This is a genomic window from Roseateles noduli, from assembly GCF_050626985.1.
Taxonomy (GTDB): Bacteria; Pseudomonadota; Gammaproteobacteria; order Burkholderiales; family Burkholderiaceae_C; genus Roseateles; species Roseateles noduli_A.
In genome coordinates this window covers 1,540,087-1,559,657 of record NZ_CP192463.1, presented here as the reverse complement: position 1 = coordinate 1,559,657, position 19,571 = coordinate 1,540,087, and the positions used below count along the sequence as shown (strand labels likewise).

General features: G+C 69.6%; 17 protein-coding genes. 7 read left to right on the top strand and 10 right to left on the bottom strand.

The window, feature by feature from the left end; all coding sequences use genetic code 11:
• Window positions 1-67: 67 nt before the first annotated feature.
• The 5 genes from ACQ4L4_RS06930 to ACQ4L4_RS06910 form a co-directional block, all read right to left on the bottom strand.
• Window positions 68-712, bottom strand: a complete 645-nt coding sequence (locus ACQ4L4_RS06930; protein ID WP_431103498.1) for a hypothetical protein — start codon at window positions 710-712, stop codon at window positions 68-70.
• Window positions 709-1,488 (bottom strand): DeoR/GlpR family DNA-binding transcription regulator, encoded by a 780-nt coding sequence (locus tag ACQ4L4_RS06925; RefSeq protein WP_431103497.1) that lies wholly within the window; start codon window positions 1,486-1,488, stop codon window positions 709-711. The genes ACQ4L4_RS06930 and ACQ4L4_RS06925 overlap by 4 nt, the downstream gene beginning before the upstream one ends.
• A 54-nt stretch (window positions 1,489-1,542) precedes the next feature.
• Complete coding sequence (locus ACQ4L4_RS06920; protein WP_431103496.1) at window positions 1,543-2,649, bottom strand: hypothetical protein; 1,107 nt, start codon at window positions 2,647-2,649, stop codon at window positions 1,543-1,545.
• The gene (locus ACQ4L4_RS06915; RefSeq protein WP_431103495.1) at window positions 2,646-3,113 is read right to left on the bottom strand and encodes a type III secretion system chaperone; all 468 of its coding nucleotides are present in this window, start codon (window positions 3,111-3,113) and stop codon (window positions 2,646-2,648) included. The genes ACQ4L4_RS06920 and ACQ4L4_RS06915 overlap by 4 nt, the downstream gene beginning before the upstream one ends.
• An 81-nt stretch (window positions 3,114-3,194) precedes the next feature.
• Window positions 3,195-4,199: a Bug family tripartite tricarboxylate transporter substrate binding protein gene (locus ACQ4L4_RS06910; RefSeq protein ID WP_431103494.1), complete on the bottom strand. Its 1,005-nt coding sequence runs from the start codon at window positions 4,197-4,199 to the stop codon at window positions 3,195-3,197.
• Window positions 4,200-4,453: 254 nt separating this feature from the next.
• On the opposite strand from ACQ4L4_RS06910, the gene ACQ4L4_RS06905 reads away from it, so the two are divergent.
• Entirely contained in the window at window positions 4,454-5,416 is a 963-nt protein-coding gene (locus ACQ4L4_RS06905; RefSeq protein ID WP_431102186.1) for an IS110 family transposase, read from the top strand.
• 115 nt (window positions 5,417-5,531) lie between these two features.
• On the opposite strand, the gene ACQ4L4_RS06900 is transcribed toward ACQ4L4_RS06905, so the two are convergent.
• Complete coding sequence (locus ACQ4L4_RS06900) at window positions 5,532-6,605, bottom strand: tartrate dehydrogenase (RefSeq protein ID WP_431103493.1); 1,074 nt, start codon at window positions 6,603-6,605, stop codon at window positions 5,532-5,534.
• A gap of 269 nt (window positions 6,606-6,874) precedes the next feature.
• Between ACQ4L4_RS06900 and ACQ4L4_RS06895 the strand changes: the two genes are divergently transcribed.
• Window positions 6,875-7,807 carry a LysR substrate-binding domain-containing protein gene (locus tag ACQ4L4_RS06895; RefSeq protein WP_431103492.1) on the top strand — a complete coding sequence of 311 codons (933 nt, stop codon included), beginning with the start codon at window positions 6,875-6,877 and terminating at the stop codon, window positions 7,805-7,807.
• Between the two features lie 44 nt (window positions 7,808-7,851).
• Here ACQ4L4_RS06895 and ACQ4L4_RS06890 read toward each other — a convergent pair whose 3' ends face one another.
• Window positions 7,852-8,547 carry a hypothetical protein gene (locus ACQ4L4_RS06890; protein ID WP_431103491.1) on the bottom strand — a complete coding sequence of 232 codons (696 nt, stop codon included), beginning with the start codon at window positions 8,545-8,547 and terminating at the stop codon, window positions 7,852-7,854.
• Window positions 8,548-8,795: 248 nt separating this feature from the next.
• On the opposite strand from ACQ4L4_RS06890, the gene ACQ4L4_RS06885 reads away from it, so the two are divergent.
• Window positions 8,796-10,355 (top strand): serine hydrolase, encoded by a 1,560-nt coding sequence (locus ACQ4L4_RS06885; RefSeq protein WP_431103490.1) that lies wholly within the window; start codon window positions 8,796-8,798, stop codon window positions 10,353-10,355.
• Here ACQ4L4_RS06885 and ACQ4L4_RS06880 read toward each other — a convergent pair.
• Complete coding sequence (locus ACQ4L4_RS06880; protein WP_431103489.1) at window positions 10,324-12,258, bottom strand: potassium transporter Kup; 1,935 nt, start codon at window positions 12,256-12,258, stop codon at window positions 10,324-10,326. The genes ACQ4L4_RS06885 and ACQ4L4_RS06880 overlap by 32 nt on opposite strands.
• A 254-nt stretch (window positions 12,259-12,512) precedes the next feature.
• On the opposite strand from ACQ4L4_RS06880, the gene ACQ4L4_RS06875 reads away from it, so the two are divergent.
• Entirely contained in the window at window positions 12,513-12,719 is a 207-nt protein-coding gene (locus tag ACQ4L4_RS06875; protein ID WP_377155172.1) for a hypothetical protein, read from the top strand.
• A 31-nt stretch (window positions 12,720-12,750) separates the two neighbouring features.
• Here the strand turns inward: ACQ4L4_RS06875 and ACQ4L4_RS06870 are convergent, their stop codons facing one another.
• On the bottom strand, window positions 12,751-13,860 hold the full coding sequence (locus ACQ4L4_RS06870) for an S-(hydroxymethyl)glutathione dehydrogenase/class III alcohol dehydrogenase (protein ID WP_431103488.1): 1,110 nt from the start codon (window positions 13,858-13,860) through the stop codon (window positions 12,751-12,753).
• 191 nt (window positions 13,861-14,051) lie between these two features.
• Window positions 14,052-15,002 carry a c-type cytochrome gene (locus ACQ4L4_RS06865; protein ID WP_431103487.1) on the bottom strand — a complete coding sequence of 317 codons (951 nt, stop codon included), beginning with the start codon at window positions 15,000-15,002 and terminating at the stop codon, window positions 14,052-14,054.
• A 356-nt stretch (window positions 15,003-15,358) separates the two neighbouring features.
• On the opposite strand from ACQ4L4_RS06865, the gene ACQ4L4_RS06860 reads away from it, so the two are divergent.
• The 3 genes from ACQ4L4_RS06860 to ACQ4L4_RS06850 are packed head-to-tail and all read left to right on the top strand — an operon-like array spanning window position 15,359 to window position 19,334.
• A complete protein-coding gene (locus ACQ4L4_RS06860; RefSeq protein ID WP_431103486.1) occupies window positions 15,359-15,628 on the top strand; it encodes a c-type cytochrome in 270 nt (89 codons plus the stop codon).
• An 11-nt stretch (window positions 15,629-15,639) separates the two neighbouring features.
• Window positions 15,640-16,725, top strand: coding sequence for a cytochrome c oxidase subunit II (coxB, locus tag ACQ4L4_RS06855; RefSeq protein ID WP_431103484.1), 1,086 nt, complete (start codon window positions 15,640-15,642; stop codon window positions 16,723-16,725).
• The gene (locus tag ACQ4L4_RS06850; RefSeq protein WP_431103483.1) at window positions 16,722-19,334 is read left to right on the top strand and encodes a cbb3-type cytochrome c oxidase subunit I; all 2,613 of its coding nucleotides are present in this window, start codon (window positions 16,722-16,724) and stop codon (window positions 19,332-19,334) included. Before coxB ends, ACQ4L4_RS06850 begins: the two co-directional genes overlap by 4 nt.
• The last annotated feature ends 237 nt before the right edge of the window (window positions 19,335-19,571 follow it).

Here is a 19,571-nt window from a genome sequence, read left to right as displayed (position 1 = left end):
CAAGTGTTTAGGGCGTCTCGCTAAACACCGCCGCCATGCACCGCCGCCAGGCCCTCGAATCCCGTGCTCAGCGCCGCCGCGCCGGCGCCTCCAGCACATAGGGCCAGGCCACCACGGTGGCGATCGCCATCGGCGCGGCGACCAGCGCGGCCGCCAGCGGCGGCTCGAAACCGACGGCCAGCAGCAGCGTCGTCACGAGCGCGCCGCCGACGCCCGCGACGCCGTAGATCGTCCGGAGTCCGGGGCGCTCCCGCTGCAGGGTCGAGCGCGCGACCTCGTCGGCCGTGGCATGCATGGCGACCTCCAGCGCGCCGGCGCACAGGCCGAAGGCGAACAGGGCCGCGGCCAGCAGCCCCGGTGATCCCGCCAGCGCGAGCACGGGCAACATCGATGAGGAGCCCAGGCCGCCGATCAGCACCAGACGGCGCGCGCCCAGCCATGGCGGCCGTTGTTCGGGCGTCCGGCCACCCCCGCCGGCACGCGTCCGGGTGAGGGTCCTCGCGCCTATCAACGCGCCCGCCAGCAGCGCGAGCGCGGCCATGGCCAGATCCCACAGGTCGAGTCCGATCCGATGCGTCAGGCTCGGCATCAGCGCCGCGACGCAGGTGATCCCGCCGCCGGCCACGATGAAGGCCAGTCGCACGGCCAGGCGCGCCTCGGGCCGATCCGTGGCGGGCTCCAGGAAGGACCAGCCGTCGTCCAAGGCGCTCATCCCGCCGGGTCCACCGGGAGGACCTCGGCCCCGCTCTTGCGCAGCGCCTTCATGACGCTCGCGCCGACGTCGCGCTCGATGACGATGGTGTGCAGCGCCTCCAGCGCGGCGACGCGATGGGCGGCCCTCGCCTGCAGCTTGTCGCTGGTGACGAGTCCCACGACATGGCGGCTGCGCTCGATCAGGGTGCGCTTGAAGGCGGCTTCGCGGAAATGGGTCGTGAGGATGCCGTCACTCATCGACAGCGCGCAGACACCGACGAAACCGCGGTCGATGCGCAGCCGCGAGAGGCTGTCCACCGCGGCCGCGTCGACGCAGCCGCCCAGGTGCGGGTCGACCTCGCCGCCGATCATCAGCAGGCGCAAGTCCTGACGCCGCAGCACGGCGGCGGCGACGTCGACCGCGTTGGTGGCGACGGTGAGGTCCGCGTCCTCCGGCAGGACATCGACCAGCGCGAGGTTGGTGCTGCCGGTGTCGAGGAACACCAGCTCGCCCGGCTGGACCGTGGCCGCGCCGGCACGCGCCAGCGCGGACTTGCGGACCGGGGCCTCCTTCATCCGCGCGGCGAGCGGCCGGTCGTTGGCCGCGATCGGCACGGCGCCGCCGTAGACGCGCCGGCACAGGCCGTCCGCGGCCAGCGCACGGAGGTCGCGCCGGATGGCGTCCTCGGACAGGTTGAACTCGGCGGCCAGGTCGGCCGCGACCACGGCGTGGCCAGCGGAGAGCCGGTCCGCGATGACGTGGCGACGGGCGTGGGGAAGATCGGCGAGCGACATGGCGTCCCTGGAAGCGAGACGCGATTGTGCACGTTAATACACGTTATTGCACGATCATCCGTGACTCCGGGAAGTGCGCGTTGCGTCGCAGTAGTGCGTCACGTGCTCGTCGAACCGGTCGTGCACATGGATCGTGCCCTTGCCCGGAATGCCGTCGAAATGGTGCCCGATACCGAGGCCGTGCACGTTCGGCAGCAGGCTGCGCAGCGCCGAGACCACGTCCCCGCGCGGCGAGAAGCTCTCGACCAGTTCCGTGGCACGCGCCAGGTTCCGGGGCGGCAGGCGATGGACCAGGCCATCGCTCAGATGGGGCGGGCAGAACGCCGTGACAGGCACCGGGTTCTGCGCCCTCAGGCTCGCGAAGATCGCTTCGTTGGCGCCTTTGGAATGCCCCACCACCCGGACGGCAAAGCCCTTGAGCTCCGATGGCTGTTGCAGATGGTTCTGCGTCTCCAGCAGGAGATCGGCGGCCTGCCGATAGCTCTCGGGCAGATGGCCCGCTCCGGCCTTGAGATTGGCCCCCCACTGCGCCATCGTCGAGCCGAAGTTCTGGCCTGGCCGGGATCGCTCGAGCACCGTCTCGCCCGTCTTCTTGCCCGCCGTCGTGCCGCCGAAGGACAGGACCACCTCGCGCGTTTCCGGGTGCTGCAGCACGACGGCGGTCAGTCCGGTCCCGCGATCGACGAGGGTGCCATCGGCGTGCTCGACACCGGACGACCGGAGGCCGAGCGCGGTGCGGAGCTTCACCGCCAATGCCTCGCACGGCGACCACCCCGGCGGCAGTTGCGCGTCATCCCGCTCGTAGGGGAATCGGGCCAGGGCCGCGTTGCAGGTCAGCCGCTCCAGCGACGGGAGATCGGTGGGCATGGCGCGTTTCTCATAAAACCCGGACGTCGTCTGCGGCTGCGGGCGCAGCGATGACAGCGGCCCGCCACGCGCCGAGTCCGGCGTCGCCGCGGCGGCCACGCGCCGGGGCGGGGGCGTGGCGCGGCGGAACGCATCGCTGCGCATGAGCCGGGCGCGCGTCCCGGATTCCGCCTTCGCCTGGCGAAGGCCGCTCAGACGCGACCGCGGTGGGTCCGATGTCGGCGCGGGGGCGGCCGCCGGTGGAAGGTCGACAGGATCGAACGTCAGCGATACAGGTCTGGCATCGATTCTCATGCGGCTCTCCCGGTCCGCAGGAACAGCGCCGCGGTGCCGCGAGGCGGCCTGACATCGCCCGCGACATCGGCCCGCACCGCGGCGGCGAGGTCGAGCACGGCTTCGACGCCGTCGACGAACGCCTCCGGCTCCAGATCGAGCGGGAGTTGCTGGATCAGCACGAACTGACGCCGCAGGCCGTCGACCGCGATCACCGCGCCCCCGAGCGCAGGCCGATCGGCATTGAGGCGCAACAGGCGAAGCGCGAGCGTCCCGCCGGCATCCTGCTGCGGGATGGGCAGGATCCGCGCGATGAGGAACACGTGATCCCCGGCCATCGACAGCTCGACGACGAGCTGGACGATGTCGGTGCCGTCCAGCAGCACCAGCACCCCGTCCGGAGCCTCCAGCGGCGAGGCGGTGCGCCGTGACAGGGCGGCGAGGAGTCGCGCGAAAAGCGCGTCGGCTTCCGAAGGATCGAACATGGCAGAACGGAGGATGGAGGTCGGTGTCAGTCGACTACCAGCCAAAAACGTTCGGCCGTCGAAGCGACGCCGCCGGCGCACTCATTCAATCTGCACGTTCGCCTCCTTCATCAGCTTGGCGAACTTGGCCGTCTCATTGCGGATCTGCGACGCCAGTTGCTCGCTGGTGCCGCCGGTCACTTCGGCGCCGATCTCCTCCATGCGCTTGCGGAACTCGGGCGCCTGCAGCACCTTGACCATCTCGGTGTTCAGCTTCGCGACGATGTCCTTGGGCGTGGCCGCCGGGGCCAGCACGCCGAACCAGGTGCCGATGTCGAAGCCCTTCAGGCCGGCCTCGTCGAGCGTGGGCACGTCGGGCAGCGCGCTGGAGCGCCGGGCCGTCGTCACCGCCAGCGCGCGCAGCTTGCCGGCCTTGATGTGCGGCAGCACCGGCGTCACCGTGTCGAAGGACATCTGGATCTGCCCGCCGAGCAGGTCCGTGGCCAGCGGGCCGCTGCCCTTGTAGGGCACGTGCAGCATCGTCGTGCCGGTCAGGTTCTGGAACTGCGTGCCGATCAGGTGCTGCGCGGTGCCGTTGCCGTTGGAGCCGTAGGTCCATTCGCCGGGCTTGGCCTTGAGCTGCGCGACCAGTTCCTGCACCGTCTTCGCCGAGGTCTGGCTGGCGTTGACGACCAGCACGTTGGGGACCAGCGCGATGCTGGTGATGGGGACGAAGTCCTTCTGGAAGTCGTAGGGCAGCTTCTTGTAGACACTGCTCGCGATCGTGTGATGGACCGCGCCGATCAGCAGCGTGTAGCCGTCGGGTTTGGACTTGGCGACGTAGTCCGCGCCCAGCGTCGCGCCGGCGCCGGGCCGGCTCTCGACGATCACCGGCTGGCCCAGGCTCTGCTGGAGCTTCTCCGCCAGCGCGCGCGCCAGCACGTCGGTGGTGCCGCCGGCCGGGAACGGGACGATCAGCGTGATCGGCTTGGCGGGCCAGGGTTGGGCGAAGACGGGAGATGCGAAGCCGAGGGCTGCGATGGTCGCGGCGATCGCCGCGGCGGCGATCAGTTGCCGGCGGCGGAAGGAGGTCGGAACTTGACTCATGGTTTGTCTCCAGGGCGATGGCTCTGACGGCCATTCAAGGGGTGGTACTGCGCGAGACCGCAGCCCTCACCCCCGCCCTTGTATGTAGCAAAGTAGCCCAGGCCGTCACAGGCCGACCAGCCCAGGGTAGGCGCTTCGGCGCCATGCCGAGGGAGAGCGAGGGTCGTGGTGGCCGACCTCATTCGCCATGACGGACAGCCCGAACGGTTGTGAGGTCCATTGAGGCCGTATCGAACGCAAGGAAGGGCGCTGTCATGAGCGAAGAGATCTTCATCGGTATCGACGTTTGCAAGGCTTGGTTGGACGTGGCTCAGGTGCCCGCTCCGCCTGCCGACAAGTCCGGTGCGTTGGCCACGAGGGTGGACAACGACGAGCCCGGACGAGCAGTGCTGGTGTCGCAGCTCAAGAAGCTGGGGCCCACGCTGGTGGTGATGGAGGCCACCGGTGGCTTCGAGGCGGCGCTGGCGGGTGAGCTGTGCGCGGCGGGAATCGCCGTGGCGGTGGTCAATCCCAAGAAGGTGCGCGACTTCGCCCGGGCCGCCGGCGTCCTTGCCAAGACGGACCGGCTGGACGCGAAGGTGCTGGCCGAGTTTGCTCAGCGCATGCGTCCGCAGGTGTACGCGCTGCCGGATGAGACGCAGCAGGAAATCATCGAACTGGTGGATCGGCGAGCGCAGTTGGTGACCATGCGCGCACAGGAAAAGAACCGCTTGTCCACGGTCAAGCACGTGGCGCGCACGAGCGTGCGACAGCACATCGAGTGGCTGGATAAGCGGATCAAGGAGATCGACAAGGATCTGGACGGTCGCTTGAAGGACTCGACGATCTACCAGCCCAAGTACGAGCTGCTGGACAGCGTGCCGGGTATTGGCCGAGTCACGATCACGATGCTGCTGGGACGCCTGCCGGAGTTGGGCAGCTTGGACCGCAAGCGCGTGGCGGCGCTGGTGGGCCTGGCGCCGTTTGCCGACGACAGTGGCAAGCGGCGCGGCCAGCGCTACATCCAGGGCGGACGAGCAGACGTCCGCACGGCGATGTACATGGCTGCGCTCACGGCCAAACGATGCAACGGGCCCATCAAGGCGTTGTACGAACGCCTGCGCTTGGCGGGCAAGCCCTTCAAGGTCGCGATGACTGCATGCATGCGCAAGCTGCTGATCATCCTCAACGCCATCCTCAAAACCGGCCAACCCTGGAGAAACGCCGAAGGCGCTTGACACGGTTGCTCTCCCGCAAGCGGGAGAGGGAGTAAGAACGGTGCCGGTCGGCCCCCCTCTCCCGCTTGCGGGAGAGGCTCAGGGGTGAGGGCCAGCGGCGGTGGCAGTGGGAACGTCAGCGGGGCTGGCGCAGGGCGGCGATCACGGCGGCGGTGACGTCGGTCGTTTTCGCCTGGCCGCCGAGGTCGCCGGTGTGCAGCGACGGGTTCGCCGTCACGGACTCGATCGCGCGCATCAGGCGCTGCGCCGCCTCCTGCTCGCCCAGGTGCTCCAGCAGCATCACCGCGGACCAGAAGGTCCCGACGGGATTCGCCAGGCCCTTGCCCATGATGTCGAAGGCCGAGCCGTGGATCGGCTCGAACATCGACGGATAACGACGCTCCGGATCGATGTTGCCCGTCGGCGCGATGCCCAGGCTGCCGGCGAGCGCGGCCGCCAGGTCGCTGAGGATGTCCGCGTGCAGGTTGGTCGCGACGATGGTGTCCAGCGTCGCCGGCTTGTTGACCATGCGGGCGGTCGCGGCGTCGACCAGCTCCTTGCCCCAGGTGACGTCGGGGAAGTCCTTCGCGACCTGCGCGGCGATCTCGTCCCACATCACCATCGCGTGACGCTGCGCGTTGCTCTTGGTGATCACCGTCAGCAGCTTGCGCGGCCGCGACTGCGCCAGCTTGAACGCGTAGCGCATGATCCGCTCGACGCCGGTGCGGGTCATGATGGACACGTCGGTGGCCGCCTCGATCGGATGACCCTGGTGGACGCGGCCGCCGACGCCGGCGTATTCGCCTTCCGAGTTCTCCCGCACGATGACCCAGTCGAGGTCCTTCGGTCCGCAGCGCTTGAGCGGCGCGTCGATGCCGGGCAGCACGCGGGTCGGACGCACGTTGGCGTACTGGTCGAAGCCCTGGCAGATCTTCAGCCGCAGGCCCCACAGCGTGATGTGGTCCGGGATGTCGGGATCGCCGGCGGAGCCGAACAGGAGAGCGTCCTTGTCGCGCAGCGCGTCGAGGCCGTCGGCCGGCATCATCTCGCCGTGCGCGCGGTACCAGTCGCCGCCCCAGCCGAAGTCCTCGAACTCGAAGCGGAAGCGGTCGGTGGTCGCGGCGAGGGCCTCCAGGACCTCGCGGCCCGCGGGGATCACTTCCTTGCCGATGCCGTCGCCGGGGATGGTGGCGATGCGATAAGTCTTCATGGGGTGTTGTCTCCAGGTGAGGTCGAGAGATCGCGGGACATCTCGGGACATCTCGGGACATCTCGGGACATCTCGGGAAATCTCGGGAAATCTCGGGTGAGGCCTGGCCCGACTCTAGGAGCCCCCTGCCCTGCGGATCGCGGCTAAAGTCAATCCGTCTTCAACCTGGATTCAACAATCGGCAGGTCTTCATGGCTTCAAACACCACGTCCGGCGCTGGAACCGCTAAGGCAACGACCACGACGGCGACCAGGTCGGCGACCAGGACGGTGACGAAGACCGGCAACAGTGCGGGGGCGATCGCGCCGGCCGACCTGGGCTTCTTCTCCGCGCTGTGCAGCGCCGGCAGCCTGAGCGCCGCGGCGCGCGAGCTCGGCATCACGACGGCGGCCGTCAGCAAGCACCTGACACAGATGGAGAGCCGGCTGGGCACGGCGCTGCTGAGCCGGACGACGCGGCGGATGAGCCTGACGCAGGAAGGCGAGCTCTATCTGGAGCACGCACGGCGGATCCTCGCGTCGATCGACGACCTGCAGGAGGTGATGAGCGCGAGCGGCGGCACGGCCAGCGGCCTGCTGCGCGTGAACGCGACCCTCGGTTTCGGACGGACGCACATCGCGCCGCTGATCTCGAGCTTCGTCCGGCAGCATCCGAAGCTGCAGGTCCAGCTGCAGCTGTCGGTCAACCCGCCGCCGCTGAACGAGGACGCCTTCGACGTCTGCATCCGCTTCGGCCCGCCGCCGGACGCGCGGGTCATCGCGCGGCGCATCGCAGCGAACCGTCGCCTGCTGTGCGCCTCACCGGCTTACCTGAGCGCGCACGGCACGCCGAAGACACCGGCGGAACTGGTGCGGCACGACTGCATCGGCATCCGGCAAGGCGAGGAAGCGTATGGCCTGTGGCGGCTGTCTTCGAAACGCGGTCGCAAGACGGTCACCGAGGCGGTGAAGACGCGCGGCGCGCTGACGACCAACGACGGCGAGATCGCGGTGAACTGGGCGCTCGACGGACACGGGATCCTGATGCGCGCGGAATGGGACATCACGCGCTACCTCGCGAGCGGGCGACTGGTCCAGGTCTTGCCGGACTGGGAGACGCCGGATGCGGACATCTATGCGGTGTACCCGCAGCGGTACCAGGGCACCGCGCGGGTGAGGCAGTTCGTGGCGCATCTGGGCAAGGCGTTGGGGAGGTCGGGGTGATTCCCGACCCGCCAGGCGAAGCGGCTCATGGGCACTCGCCGTTGCTAGTGCGACTTGATGAAGGGAGACACGGCGGCGAAGACCGTGGCCGCCAGTCCGATCAGACCGAACGTGAAGCCGACGGACCACTTGATCAAACCGAAGATCATTCCTTGCGTCTCAAGGTGTTGGTCGCTGGTCGTCTTTTGCATCTCCGCTCGACCTGCACCGAGCGCCTCCTTCATTTCCGCGCGCAGTGCACCGATCGTCTCGCTCACGGCACCAAATCCCTGATGCATCGCGGCTCGCAGCGTGCCGATGTCCTCCTTCATCTCGGCGCGCAGTGTGCCGATCTCCCCTTTTATCTCGGCGCGCAGTGTGCCGATCTCCCCTTTTATCTCGGCGCGCAGCGTGCCAACCTCCTCCTTCATCTCGGCGCGCAGCATGCCAACCTCCTCCTTCATCTCGGCGCGCAGTGTGCCAACCTCCTCCTTCATCTCGGCGCGCAGCGTGCCGATCTCCTCCTTCAGATCCGCGCGAGCCGCTCCGAAGCCTTCCTTCATTTCTCCGCGGAGCTGCTCCAGTTGAGCGCGCGTGGCCAGCGTCGGCAAGACCGTTTCAATGGCCTGCACGCGGGCGATCAGCTCCGGATCGGACCTCGCGGCGCGCTCGGCGGCGCCGCTCTCATAGGGATTCATCTGCATCGTCTGTTCCTCGATCAACAGCGGGCCCCTGCCCGCCATGGAGAACAACTCTGCCACCGCTGATCGAGTCCGAAATCGAAATCGGGCCGTGTTCCCCCATCAGTCGGCCTCAATCTGGAATCACCTTGCGGCGGATCAAAGGGCGGCGATAAAAATTCGTCCGGATGGGGGTGTGAATCGGCGGCGACGACGGCCCTCTTGGGGGATGGAGGCAACTCCTGACCCCGCCTTACACTGCTCAGGCATTCGGTCCTCGGCGACAAGACAGTGACGCTGAAGGCACCGGCATCCCGGGAGCCCCTCTCATGCCCAAGCTCACTCGTCGCGCCAGCCTGCAGGCCTCGGCCGCATTGGCCGCCATCGGTCTGTCGGCGCCGTGGCGCGCGGTCGCGCAGTCTGCCGCGCCCGCCAGCAAGCCTGCCTCCAACGCCGCATCCAACGCCGCTTCGAACTCCGCTTCGAACTCCGCGTTGAACGCTCCTTCAAACGCGGCTTCGAGCGCCGGATCGAGCCCCGCCGTTTCGCCGTCCCGCGACGCCCCTCAGCACGACGGCCCGGACGGCGCCCTGCTCGCCGAGCGCTTGAAGTACGAAGGCGTCGCGCTCGCGGCCCTGCGCATCCGTGACGGGGCGACCACCTTCAGCGGCGCGAGCGCCCGCGGTCCGGTGCCCGATCAGCAGGCGCTGTTCGAGCTCGGCTCGATCACGAAGACCTTCACCGCGCTGCTGCTGGCGGATGCCGTGACCCGCGGCCTGATCAAGCTCGACGATCCCGTCGAGACCGCCCTGCCCGATCGCCTCAAGCTGCGGGACAGCCAAGGCGCGCCGCTGCGCTGGGTGGATCTGGCGACACAGCGTTCGGGGCTGCCGCGGCTGCCCTCGAACCTGGCCGTGCGCCCGGAGCTCACCGATCCCTACGCCACCTACGACTGGCCGCAGATGGCCGCGTTCCTCTCCGGATGGAAAGCCGACAAGCCGCGCGACACGGCCTACGAATATTCGAACCTCGGCTTCGGCCTGCTCGGCCAGGCGTTGGGTTTCCTGCAGCAGCGCGACTATGCGACGCTGCTTCGCGAGCGCGTGCTGGTGCCGCTGGGGATGGCGGACCAGATCTTCCTGAGTCCTCCGGCAGGCCGGCGTTTCCTCGACGGACATGACAAGTCCGGCAAGCCCGTCGACCACTGGACCTTCCGTCCGGCGATGGCCGGCGCGGGCGCGCTACTCGGCAGCACGCGCGGCCTGGCGCGCTACGCGCAGGCGGCGATGGGGCAGTTCGACCATCCGCTGAAAGAGGCCTTCGCGCTGTGCCTGCGCCGACACGGCGCCCGCGACATCCCTGGTGCAGGCATCGGTCTCGCATGGAACAGCGCCGCGTTGCCGGGTCGCATCGCGTTCAACCACGACGGCGCGACCTTCGGCTTCAGCACCTCGCTGTGGCTGGACCCCTCGAAGGGCAATGCCGCCGCCGTACTGGCCAACGCCGGCGTGGGCGTCGTCGATCTGGCGCTGCATCTGCTGGAACCGGCCATCCCGCCGTCGGACATGTCCCTGACGCGCCAGGCCGAGGTGACGCTGTCGCCGGAGCAACTGACACCGTTGGCCGGCGTCTACCTGCTGTCGCCGTCGATGAAGATCACCGTGCACGCCGACGGCAACCGCCTGTTCGCGCGGGCGACCGGGCAACAGGCCTTCGAGCTCTTCGCGACATCTCCGCTGACGTTCTTCGCCAAGGTCACGCCGATGGAGATCGTCTTCGATCCCGGCGAGCGGGCCGCGCCGGCGCTGACCGTCAGGCAGGCGGGAAGAAGCACCCGGGCCCCGCGCGAGACGGACGCTACAACTGGACCCGCGAGCCCAACTCGATGACGCCGTTGTCCGGCAGCCGGAAGTAGTCTGCGGCGCTGCTGGAGTTGCGCGCCATCGTGATGAACAGCTGCTGCCGCCAACGCGCCATCCCGGAGGTCTTCTTGCCGGCGCCGGGTACCACGACCTGCCGGCTCAGGAAGTAGGACGCCAGAAAGGGATCGAACTGCAGGTCGTGCCGCGCGCAGCGCCCCAGCGCCGCCGGCAGATTGGGTTCATCCTTGAATCCGTAGCGCACCACCACGCGCCAGAAGCCGGGGCGCAGTGACTCGACGCTCAGCTGCTGATCCTCCGGCACGAACGGCACCTCGTCGAAACGGACGGTGACGATCACGTTGCGCGCATGCAGCAGTTGGTAGTGCTTCAGGTTGTGCAGCAGCGCCGGCGGCACGACCTCGGGATTGGAGACCGGATAGACGGCGATCCGGTCGGGTCGAGGGCCTTCGACGTCATGCGACAGGGACTCCAGGAACGGGAGCAACGGCAGGTCCTCGCCGGCGACCTGCTCGTGCAGCCGTTCCTTGCCTCGGCGCCACGTCGCCATCACGGCGAACAGCACCAGCCCCAGCGCCAGCGGGAACCATCCCCCCTGCATGATCTTGAGCGAGCAGGAGACCACCAGCAACGCGTCGACCGCCAGGAACCCGGCCGTGGCGGCCCATGCCAGCGGGGCCGGATAACGCCAGGCGTGGCGGACCACGAAGAAGGTCAGCAGCGTCGTGATCAGCATCGTGATCGTCACCGCGATGCCATAGGCCGACGCCAGGGCCGAGGAGCTTTCGAAGCCCAGCACGGCCAGCAGCACGGCGACGAGCAGCGTCCAGTTGATCGCCGGCAGATAGACCTGGCCCATCGCCCGCTCGGAGGTGTAGATCACCCGCATGCGGGGCAGCAGTCCCAGCTGGATCGCCTCCTTCGTCAGCGAGAAAGCGCCCGAGATCACCGCCTGCGAGGCGATCACCGACGCGAGCGTGGCCAGGAGCACGCAGGGGATGAGCCAGGCCGAGGGGAAGAGGCGGAAGAACGGGTTGTCCAGCGCACCCGGCTCCCGCAGCAGCAAGGCCCCCTGTCCGGCGTAGTTCAGCGCGAGCGTCGGCAGCACGAGCGCCGACCAGGCGAGCCGGATCGGCCGGCGGCCGAAATGCCCCATGTCCGCGTACAGCGCTTCGGCGCCCGTCAGCGCCAGCACGAGCGCGCCGACGACCAGGAACAGCCCCGGCCCGCGCGCCTGGAGGAAGGCCAGGCCGAATCGGGGATCGAGCGCCTGGAGGATCTGCGGGGCCTGCGCGATCTGGAGCGCTCCGATCGTGCCGAGCACACCGAACCACAACAGCATGACCGGGCCGAACATCACGCCGACGGCCGCCGAGCCGTGGCGCTGGATCAGGAACAGCCCCGTCAGCACCGCCACCGAGAGGGGCAGGACAAAGGGCTTGAGGGTCGGCGTGATGATCTCCAGGCCTTCCACGGCGCCCATGACGGAGATCGCGGGCGTGATGACGCTGTCGCCGTAGAAGAGCGCCGCCCCGCAGACGCCGACCAGCAGCAGCATCCGGCGCCGGCCCGGCGTGTCCCCGGCGGCCCGGACCGCCAGCGCGGTGAGCGCCATGATGCCGCCCTCGCCCCGGTTGTCCGCGCGCAGGATCAGCACGACGTACTTGAGCGTCACGACGATCATCAGCGCCCAGAGGATGGCCGATACCGCGCCGATGATGTCCGCCGGCTGCAGGCTCACGCCGTTGGCGGGGTTCAGCACTTCGCGCATCGTGTACAGCGGACTCGTCCCGATGTCGCCGAACACGATGCCCAACGCCCCCAGCGTCAGCGGGGCCAGTCCTTGACGCGGGCCGTGCTGGCCGCTCGAGGGGATGTCGCCGGCGACAGGCGGGGCGGAATCTCGAAGCATCAGGAAAGCGCCGAGGCGCGGTCTGCGGAGAAGGCACCACTATCCCACAGCGGGTGCCGGCTTCACCGGACCGGAGATCCGCGGCCGCGGGTGTCTCGCGGCCGCGGGTCCCCTCCGGCCGGGCGATCCTTCGCCCGTGCAGTCCGTGAAGCCCAAATCACGGTTGGTCGCGCGACGAGGGCGGCGGGCGGCCGTCGACGTTATGGTGTCGGCCAGCCGTATCGATCGATCACGGTGTCAACAAGGAGTGCGTCATGGGCTTCGTCGGCCTGCTGTTCTGGTTGGTCCTGTTCGTGCTGTGCTGGCCGCTGGCCTTGCTGGCGCTGGTGCTGTGGCCCGTCGCCTGGCTGCTGACGCTGCCGTTCCGCCTGATCGGACTGAGCGTCGAGGCGGTCTTCGCGCTGCTCAAGGCCATCCTGTTCCTGCCGGCGCGGGTGCTGGGCTGGCGCGAGTCCCGCTGAGCGCGCTCAGGGCGGAAGTCGCCCGCCTGCTTCAGTAGTGCACGACCGACCGGATCGACTTGCCTTCGTGCATCAGGTCGAAGGCCTCGTTGATGCCGGTGAGCGGCATCGTGTGGGTCACGAACGGGCCGAGCTGGATGTCGCCGCGCATCGCCTCCTCGACCATGCCCGGCAGTTGCGAGCGCCCCTTGACGCCGCCGAAGGCGCTGCCCTTCCAGGTGCGACCCGTCACCAGCTGGAACGGCCGCGTCGAGATCTCCTGACCTGCGCCCGCCACGCCGATCACGATCGACTGGCCCCAGCCGCGATGCGCGCACTCGAGCGCCGCGCGCATCACGTGGACGTTGCCGATGCATTCGAACGAGTGGTCGACGCCCCAGCCGGTCATCTCGACGATCACCTGCTGGATCGGTTTGTCGTGGTCCTTCGGGTTCACGAAGTCGGTCGCGCCGAAGACCTTGGCCAGCTCGAACTTGGAAGGGTTGGTGTCGATCGCGATGATGCGGCCGGCCTGTGCCAGCTTCGCGCCCTGGATCACCGCCAGCCCGATGCCGCCGAGGCCGAACACCGCCACCGAGTCGCCCGGCTGGACCTTGGCGGTGTTCTTCACCGCGCCCAGGCCGGTGGTCACGCCGCAGCCCAGCAGGCAGACCTGCTCGGGATTGGCGTCCGGGCTGATCTTGGCCAGCGACACCTCGGCCACCACGGTGTACTCGCTGAAGGTCGAGCAGCCCATGTAGTGGTAGATCGGCTGGCCCTGGTAGGAGAAGCGCGTCGTGCCGTCCGGCATCACGCCCTTGCCCTGCGTCGCGCGCACGGCCACGCACAGGTTGGTCTTGCCGGACTTGCAGAACAGGCACTCGCCGCATTCCGCGGTGTAGAGCGGGATCACGTGGTCGCCGGGCTTGACGCTGGTGACGCCCTCGCCCACCTCGACGACGATGCCCGCGCCCTCATGGCCCAGCACCACCGGGAACAGGCCTTCCGGATCGTCGCCGCTCAGCGTGAACGCGTCCGTGTGGCACACGCCGGTGTGGGTGATCTTCACCAGCACTTCGCCCTTGCGGGGCGGCTCGACATCGATCTCGACGATCTGCAGCGGCTGGCCAGCCTGGAATGCGACGGCGGCACGGGATTTCATGGGAAGGCCTTTCGGAAGAGACGGGGCAGCTGGCGAAGCGCCAGGAATGGCATGGACGCCAGGGACGCAAAGAGGATGCGCCCCGGAGGGGACGCTGATCCGGTCGAGTCTATCCCGCCCGGTCGCTCATCGCGGGCCCGTTGCGCCATCGGCGTTCGCTTCCTGCATCGGCTCCGGGAGCGCTCCGTCGGTCAATGCGCGAGCAGGTAGCGCGCCATCAGCCGCGCCTGCGTTTCGCTGACGCCCAGCGTCGGCATCGCGGTGTGCGCGTCGATCGCCTGCGGATCGCGGATCCAGGCGGCCAGGCCGTCCTCGGTCGGGAACGCCTTGCCGCCGATGCGGTCGCGTCCCGCGAGGCCGCTCAGGCGCGGACCGTTGGAGGTGTCCGGCCCGACCACGCCGGGGATCGTGTGGCAGGCGGTGCAGCCATGCTGGCGGAAGGCGCGCTGGGCGAGCTCCACGCTCGGCAGCGGCGGCACCAGCGGCGCCGGGGCGTCGACGACGCCGTCGCAGCGCGGCATCGCGTTCCGCGCGCCAGCCGGTCCGACCGCGATCGGTGACGGCCCCTGTGCTGTCGGCGATGTCGGCGACCTTGACGATGTGCCCGGGGCTCGCCCCGCCGTGGGGCCTCCCGACGGCAACGCGGTCAACGTCCGGTACTGGTCCGGCGTCATCAGCGGCAACGCGTCGAGGAAGGCGACGACGGCCCAGAGCTCGCCCTCCTCCAGCCGGTACTCCCAGGCGGGCATGCCGCTCATCTTGATGCCGTTGCGGGTGATCCAGTAGAGGTCCTGCGGGCGCCAGTGGCGGGTGGCCTCCACGAGGGAACTCGGCACCGGCTGCATGCCCAGCGCGAACGCCTCCGGCGCGACGCCCGGCGCGCCGTGGCAGGCAACGCAGCGGTCGCGGAAGCAGGCGGCGCCCTGCATCACGCGCTCCCGGGTGAGCAGGTCCCGCGGCGGCGGATGCGCGTCCGCGCGGTGCTGGACCGCGCGCTGCAGCGCGATTTCCAGCAAGGAATGCACCGGCTGCAGGTGCGGCCCGGTCGCCGACACGTCGTAGACGCCGAACCAGACGAAGGCGGCCGCGCCCGCCGCCCCGAGCACGCCGGCCGCGACGCCGGCGGCCAGGACGGCTTTCACAGGGGAGACGCCAGAGGAGACGCCCGGGGAGACGCGATGCGGCGGATCGATCATGGCCGCAGCGAGGCAAGCGCGGTGCCGGGCCGGCGATGCCGGACAGGTGCGCTCGATGGCGGGGCAGGCACTTCGTGTGCCGGGGAGCGCGCATGACGCGTCTACGCCCTCCCGTTCGCCCTCCCGTTCGTCCTCCCGTTCGTCCTTCCGTTCGCCTTCCCGTTCGCTCTCACTCGGCCGGCTCGGCCACCGTCCCTGCCTCCATCCTGGGGCTGACCGCCGCGCTGGTCGTCCTCCTGCTGGGGGGCTGCGGCCCCGACCCGGACGAGCCGCTGCGGCGGTGGCAGGTCGACGCCGCGGATTTGGAACGCGGTCGGCAACTGATGTCGCAGTTCCAGTGCGGCAGCTGCCACGCCGTCCCGGGCGTGCCGGGGGGCGGTCAACGGGCGCCGACGCTGGAGCGCTTCGGCCGGCGCGCCTACATCGCCGGGCAGTTGCCCAATTCCCCGGAGGTGCTCCAGCGCTGGCTGCTGGACCCGCCGGGCCTGCTGCCCGGCACGACGATGCCGCGACTCGGCCTGTCCGAGCGCGACGCGCGCGACATCGCCGGCTACCTGCTGTCGCTGCGATGAGCGCGGGCGGCATGCTCCGGCCGGCCGGCCCGCAGGCGCAGGCGCTGGCCGAGGTCATGACCACGACGCTGGTCGTCTGCGCCTTCGCCTTCGTGTTCGCGATGGCCTGCCTGGCCGCGGCGCTGTGGTGGAAGGGCCGCCGGCCCGTGTCGACGGCGCTCTGGCTCTGGGGCGGCGGCCTGGTGCTGCCGGTCCTGGTGTTCGGCGGCCTGCTGCTCCATGGCGAGCGGCGCGCCTTCGGCCTGGACGACCCGTCACCGCCGGGCGCGCTGCGCGTGGCCGTCACCGGACACCTCTGGTGGTGGGCGATGCAGTACGACGCGGAGAGCGACGCGCCCGCCTTCGCGACGGCCAACGAATTGCGCGTGCCGGTCGGCCGTCCGGTGACCCTGACGCTGGCCTCGGAGGACGTGATCCACAGCTACTGGGTGCCGGCGCTGGGCGGCAAGGTCGACATGGTGCCGGGACGACTCAACCGGCTGACGTTCACCGCGTCGCAGCCGGGCGTGTTCCGCGGACCGTGCTCGGAGTACTGCGGCACGCAGCACGCGGCGATGGTGCTGCAGGTCGTCGCGATGCCCCCGGAAGAGTTCGCGCGATGGCGGCGCGCGCAGGCCGGCGCCGCGCCGGAGCCGGTCTCGCGACAGGCGCTGCGAGGCGCCGCGCTCTTCCGCGAGAACGGCTGCGCCGCCTGTCATGCGGTGCGGGGCACCAACACCGCCGGCGACGCGGGCGGCCCGGCCGCCAACGGCGGGACCGGCACGACCGGCACGACCGGAGCGAACGGCGCGACCAACACGAACAGCGGCGTGCGTCAGGGTCTGCAGGCGGCACCGCCACTCGGTCCGGACCTGACCCATGTGGCGAGCCGGCTGTGGCTGGGGGCCGGCGCGCTGCGCAATCGCGATCCGCTCGGCGACCCGCGCACGGCGCTGCGGCAATGGATCAGCGACGTCCAGGCGGTGAAGCCGGGCGCGCGCATGCCGTCCTATCGGCACCTGCGCACCGACGAGATCGACGCGATGGTGGAGTTCCTCGCCGGGCCGCCCGTCGCAGGCGGTGGAACGGAGCGGCCGCTGGTCGCGTCCACGCCATGAGCGACACCAGCAGCATGGGCGGCGCGAGCAGCGCGAGCGGCGCGAGCGGCGCGGCCAGCGCGAGCGCGGCGAGCGCGACGCGCGACATGAACGACGTGCCGTCGGCGGGCGCACGTCGGCCGGAGAATCGCCTGCCGAGGCCGCAGGGCGAGCTCGAGCGCTTGCGTGCCGCCTGGGAGCCGCCGAAGGGCTGGGGGGTGATCGGCAGCGTCAACAACGTCTTCATCGGCAAGCTCTACATCGCGACGGCGTTCGTGTTCCTGCTGCTGGGCGGTGTCCTGGCGCTGCTGATGCGGGCGCAACTGGCGACGCCGGGGCAGACGCTGTTCAGCGCGCCGGTCTTCCAGCAGCTGTTCACGATGCACGGCACGGTGATGATGTTCCTCTTCGCCGTGCCGATGGTGGAGGCGATCGCCGTCTTCCTGCTGCCCAACATGCTGGGCGCGCGCGACCTGCCCTTCCCTCGCCTGTCGGCCTATTCGTACTGGATGTACGCCATCGGCGGGCTGGCCTTCTACGCCACGCTGTTCTGGCAACTGGCGCCCGATTCGGGCTGGTTCATGTATCCGCCGCTGAGCGGCGCGAAGTATTCGCCGGGCTTGAACGCGGACTTCTGGCTACTGGGCATCGGCTTCATCGAGATCAGCGCGATCGCGGGCGCGATCGAGCTGATCACCGGCATCCTGATGACGCGCGCGCCGGGCATGACGCTGGGGCGGATGCCGGTCTACGCGTGGTCGATGCTGGTGGTGGGGCTGATGATCGTGCTGGCCTTCCCCGCCGTGATTGCCGGCACGGCGCTGCTGGAGATCGAACGCGCCTTCGACTGGCCGATCTTCGATGCCACGCGGGGCGGCGATCCGCTGCTGTGGCAGCACCTGTTCTGGTTCTTCGGACATCCGGAGGTCTACATCATCTTCCTGCCGGCGGCGGGGCTGGTCTCGACGATGGTGCCGGCGCTGGCGCGGACCACGCTGATCGGCCGCCACGCGGTCAGCGCCGCGCTGGTCGCCATCGGCGCGGCGAGCTTCCTGCTGTGGCTGCATCACATGTTCACCGCGGGCCTCGGCGGACTGGGGCTGAGCCTGGTCTCGATCTTCAGCGTCGCGATCGCGATCCCGGGCGCGCTGCAGATCTTTGCGTGGATAGGCACGCTCTGGCGCGGCCGGCTGCAATGGACCACGGCGACCTGGTTCCTCATCGGTTTCCTCGTCACCTTCGTCGTGGGCGGCCTGACGGGCGTGATGCTGGCGCTGCTGCCGATCGACTGGCAGGTGCACGACACCTACTTCGTCGTCGCGCATTTCCATTACGTGCTGATCGGCGGCATGGTGCTGCCGATGTTCGCGGCGCTCTACCACTGGATTCCGCTGTGGAAGGGGCGCGCAATGTCGGAGCGCGCGGGCCGCTGGGTCTTCGGTCTGATCTTCGGCGGTTTCCACCTGACCTTCTTCCCGATGCACATCGCCGGCATGCTGGGCATGCCGCGGCGGGTGCACACCTACCCGTCGGGGCTGGGACTCGAACTGCCGAACCTGCTCTCGACCGTTGGTGCCTTCATCATCGCCGCGGGCGTGCTGCTCTTCGTCATCGACCTCGTGCGCAGCCAGTGGGGGCCGGAGCAGGAGCACGACGACCCATGGCGCTCCTCGACGCTGGAGTGGCTGCCCAGCGAGGCCTACGGCACGCGCAGCATTCCGCACGTCGAGCACCACGAGCCGCTGTGGCACCGCCCCGCGCTGCACCAGGAGGTCGAGGCCGGCGCGCACTGGTTGCCGGGCACGATCACCGGCGACCGCGAGACGCTGTTGACCAGTCCAGCCCAGGCGCGTCCGCTGCGCATCGTGACGCTGGCGGGGGACAGCCTGTGGCCGCTGCTGGCGGCGATCGGGACGGCGGCTTTCTTCCTGCTGATGACGGTGAAGCACGTGAGCGGCACAGTGGCGGGTGGCGTCCTGGCGATCGTCGCGATCTGGGCGTGGTTGTGGCAGACGGACCGCGCACCGCCCTTCGAGGAAGCCGAGGCGGCGGATGGCGTGATCCTGCCGATGGGGGTGACGGGGCGGCAGGCGCCGTCGTTCTGGGCTGTGGTGATCCTGATCGTGGTGGAGGCGACGATCTTTGCGTCGATGGCCTTCGCGCATCTGCATGCGGCGATGAAGCTGGACGTGTGCCCGCCGCCGGGGGTCGGACTGGCGAGCCCTGCGACCTTGTTCCAGCAGACGCTGGGCTACGCGCTGAGTCTGGTTGTCGTCATGTGGGCGGGTCTCGGCGCCAGGCGCGCGCCGGTCTCGAGATGGCGTGCCGTGCTCCTTGCACCGGCCTTCGGCCTGGCGGTGCTGGCGTTCTACAGCGGCCTGAGGACGGCCTGGCCGGCGGAGCGGCCGCCGACGCTGGATGCGTGGACGGGCACGCTCGCCGCGCTGCACAGCCTGCAAGGCCTGCAGATTGCCGTCGCATCACTGCTGGCGCTGTACTACGCCGCGCGCCTCGCGAGTGGGCTGATCCGTCCCCGACAGCACGCCACGCGCGAGGCGGTGGTGTTGCTGTGGGGATGGATCTGCGTGCAGGGTGTGATCACGGTGTGGTGGCCGCGACTGATTGCTTGAGGGCTGGATGGCTCGGTGGGCGCGACGAGCGCAGCGAGCAAGCCTGTAGAGAGGGGTGGTGCGAGGACTCCGGTGGTGGCCGTTTGAGGGCATCGTTGGAGGAGTCTCGCGAGCGTAGCGTGAGAGCGACGACGGCCCCACAGCGAGCGCATATGAGCGTCGTCAGAGCCGTTTTGGTTCCTTTGTCGGCTGACAAAGGGACTCGGCTGCCGGGCCGAGACCCGGCGGGCTGTACCG

Coding starts and splice junctions, on each gene's coding strand:
- ACQ4L4_RS06930 (WP_431103498.1), bottom strand. CDS start 712: ATGAGCGCCTTGGACGACGGCTGGTCCTTCCTGGAGCCCGCCACGGAT.
- ACQ4L4_RS06925 (WP_431103497.1), bottom strand. CDS start 1,488: ATGTCGCTCGCCGATCTTCCCCACGCCCGTCGCCACGTCATCGCGGAC.
- ACQ4L4_RS06920 (WP_431103496.1), bottom strand. CDS start 2,649: ATGAGAATCGATGCCAGACCTGTATCGCTGACGTTCGATCCTGTCGAC.
- ACQ4L4_RS06915 (WP_431103495.1), bottom strand. CDS start 3,113: ATGTTCGATCCTTCGGAAGCCGACGCGCTTTTCGCGCGACTCCTCGCC.
- ACQ4L4_RS06910 (WP_431103494.1), bottom strand. CDS start 4,199: ATGAGTCAAGTTCCGACCTCCTTCCGCCGCCGGCAACTGATCGCCGCC.
- ACQ4L4_RS06905 (WP_431102186.1), top strand. CDS start 4,454: ATGAGCGAAGAGATCTTCATCGGTATCGACGTTTGCAAGGCTTGGTTG.
- ACQ4L4_RS06900 (WP_431103493.1), bottom strand. CDS start 6,605: ATGAAGACTTATCGCATCGCCACCATCCCCGGCGACGGCATCGGCAAG.
- ACQ4L4_RS06885 (WP_431103490.1), top strand. CDS start 8,796: ATGCCCAAGCTCACTCGTCGCGCCAGCCTGCAGGCCTCGGCCGCATTG.
- ACQ4L4_RS06880 (WP_431103489.1), bottom strand. CDS start 12,258: ATGCTTCGAGATTCCGCCCCGCCTGTCGCCGGCGACATCCCCTCGAGC.
- ACQ4L4_RS06875 (WP_377155172.1), top strand. CDS start 12,513: ATGGGCTTCGTCGGCCTGCTGTTCTGGTTGGTCCTGTTCGTGCTGTGC.
- ACQ4L4_RS06870 (WP_431103488.1), bottom strand. CDS start 13,860: ATGAAATCCCGTGCCGCCGTCGCATTCCAGGCTGGCCAGCCGCTGCAG.
- coxB (WP_431103484.1), top strand. CDS start 15,640: ATGCTCCGGCCGGCCGGCCCGCAGGCGCAGGCGCTGGCCGAGGTCATG.
- ACQ4L4_RS06850 (WP_431103483.1), top strand. CDS start 16,722: ATGAGCGACACCAGCAGCATGGGCGGCGCGAGCAGCGCGAGCGGCGCG.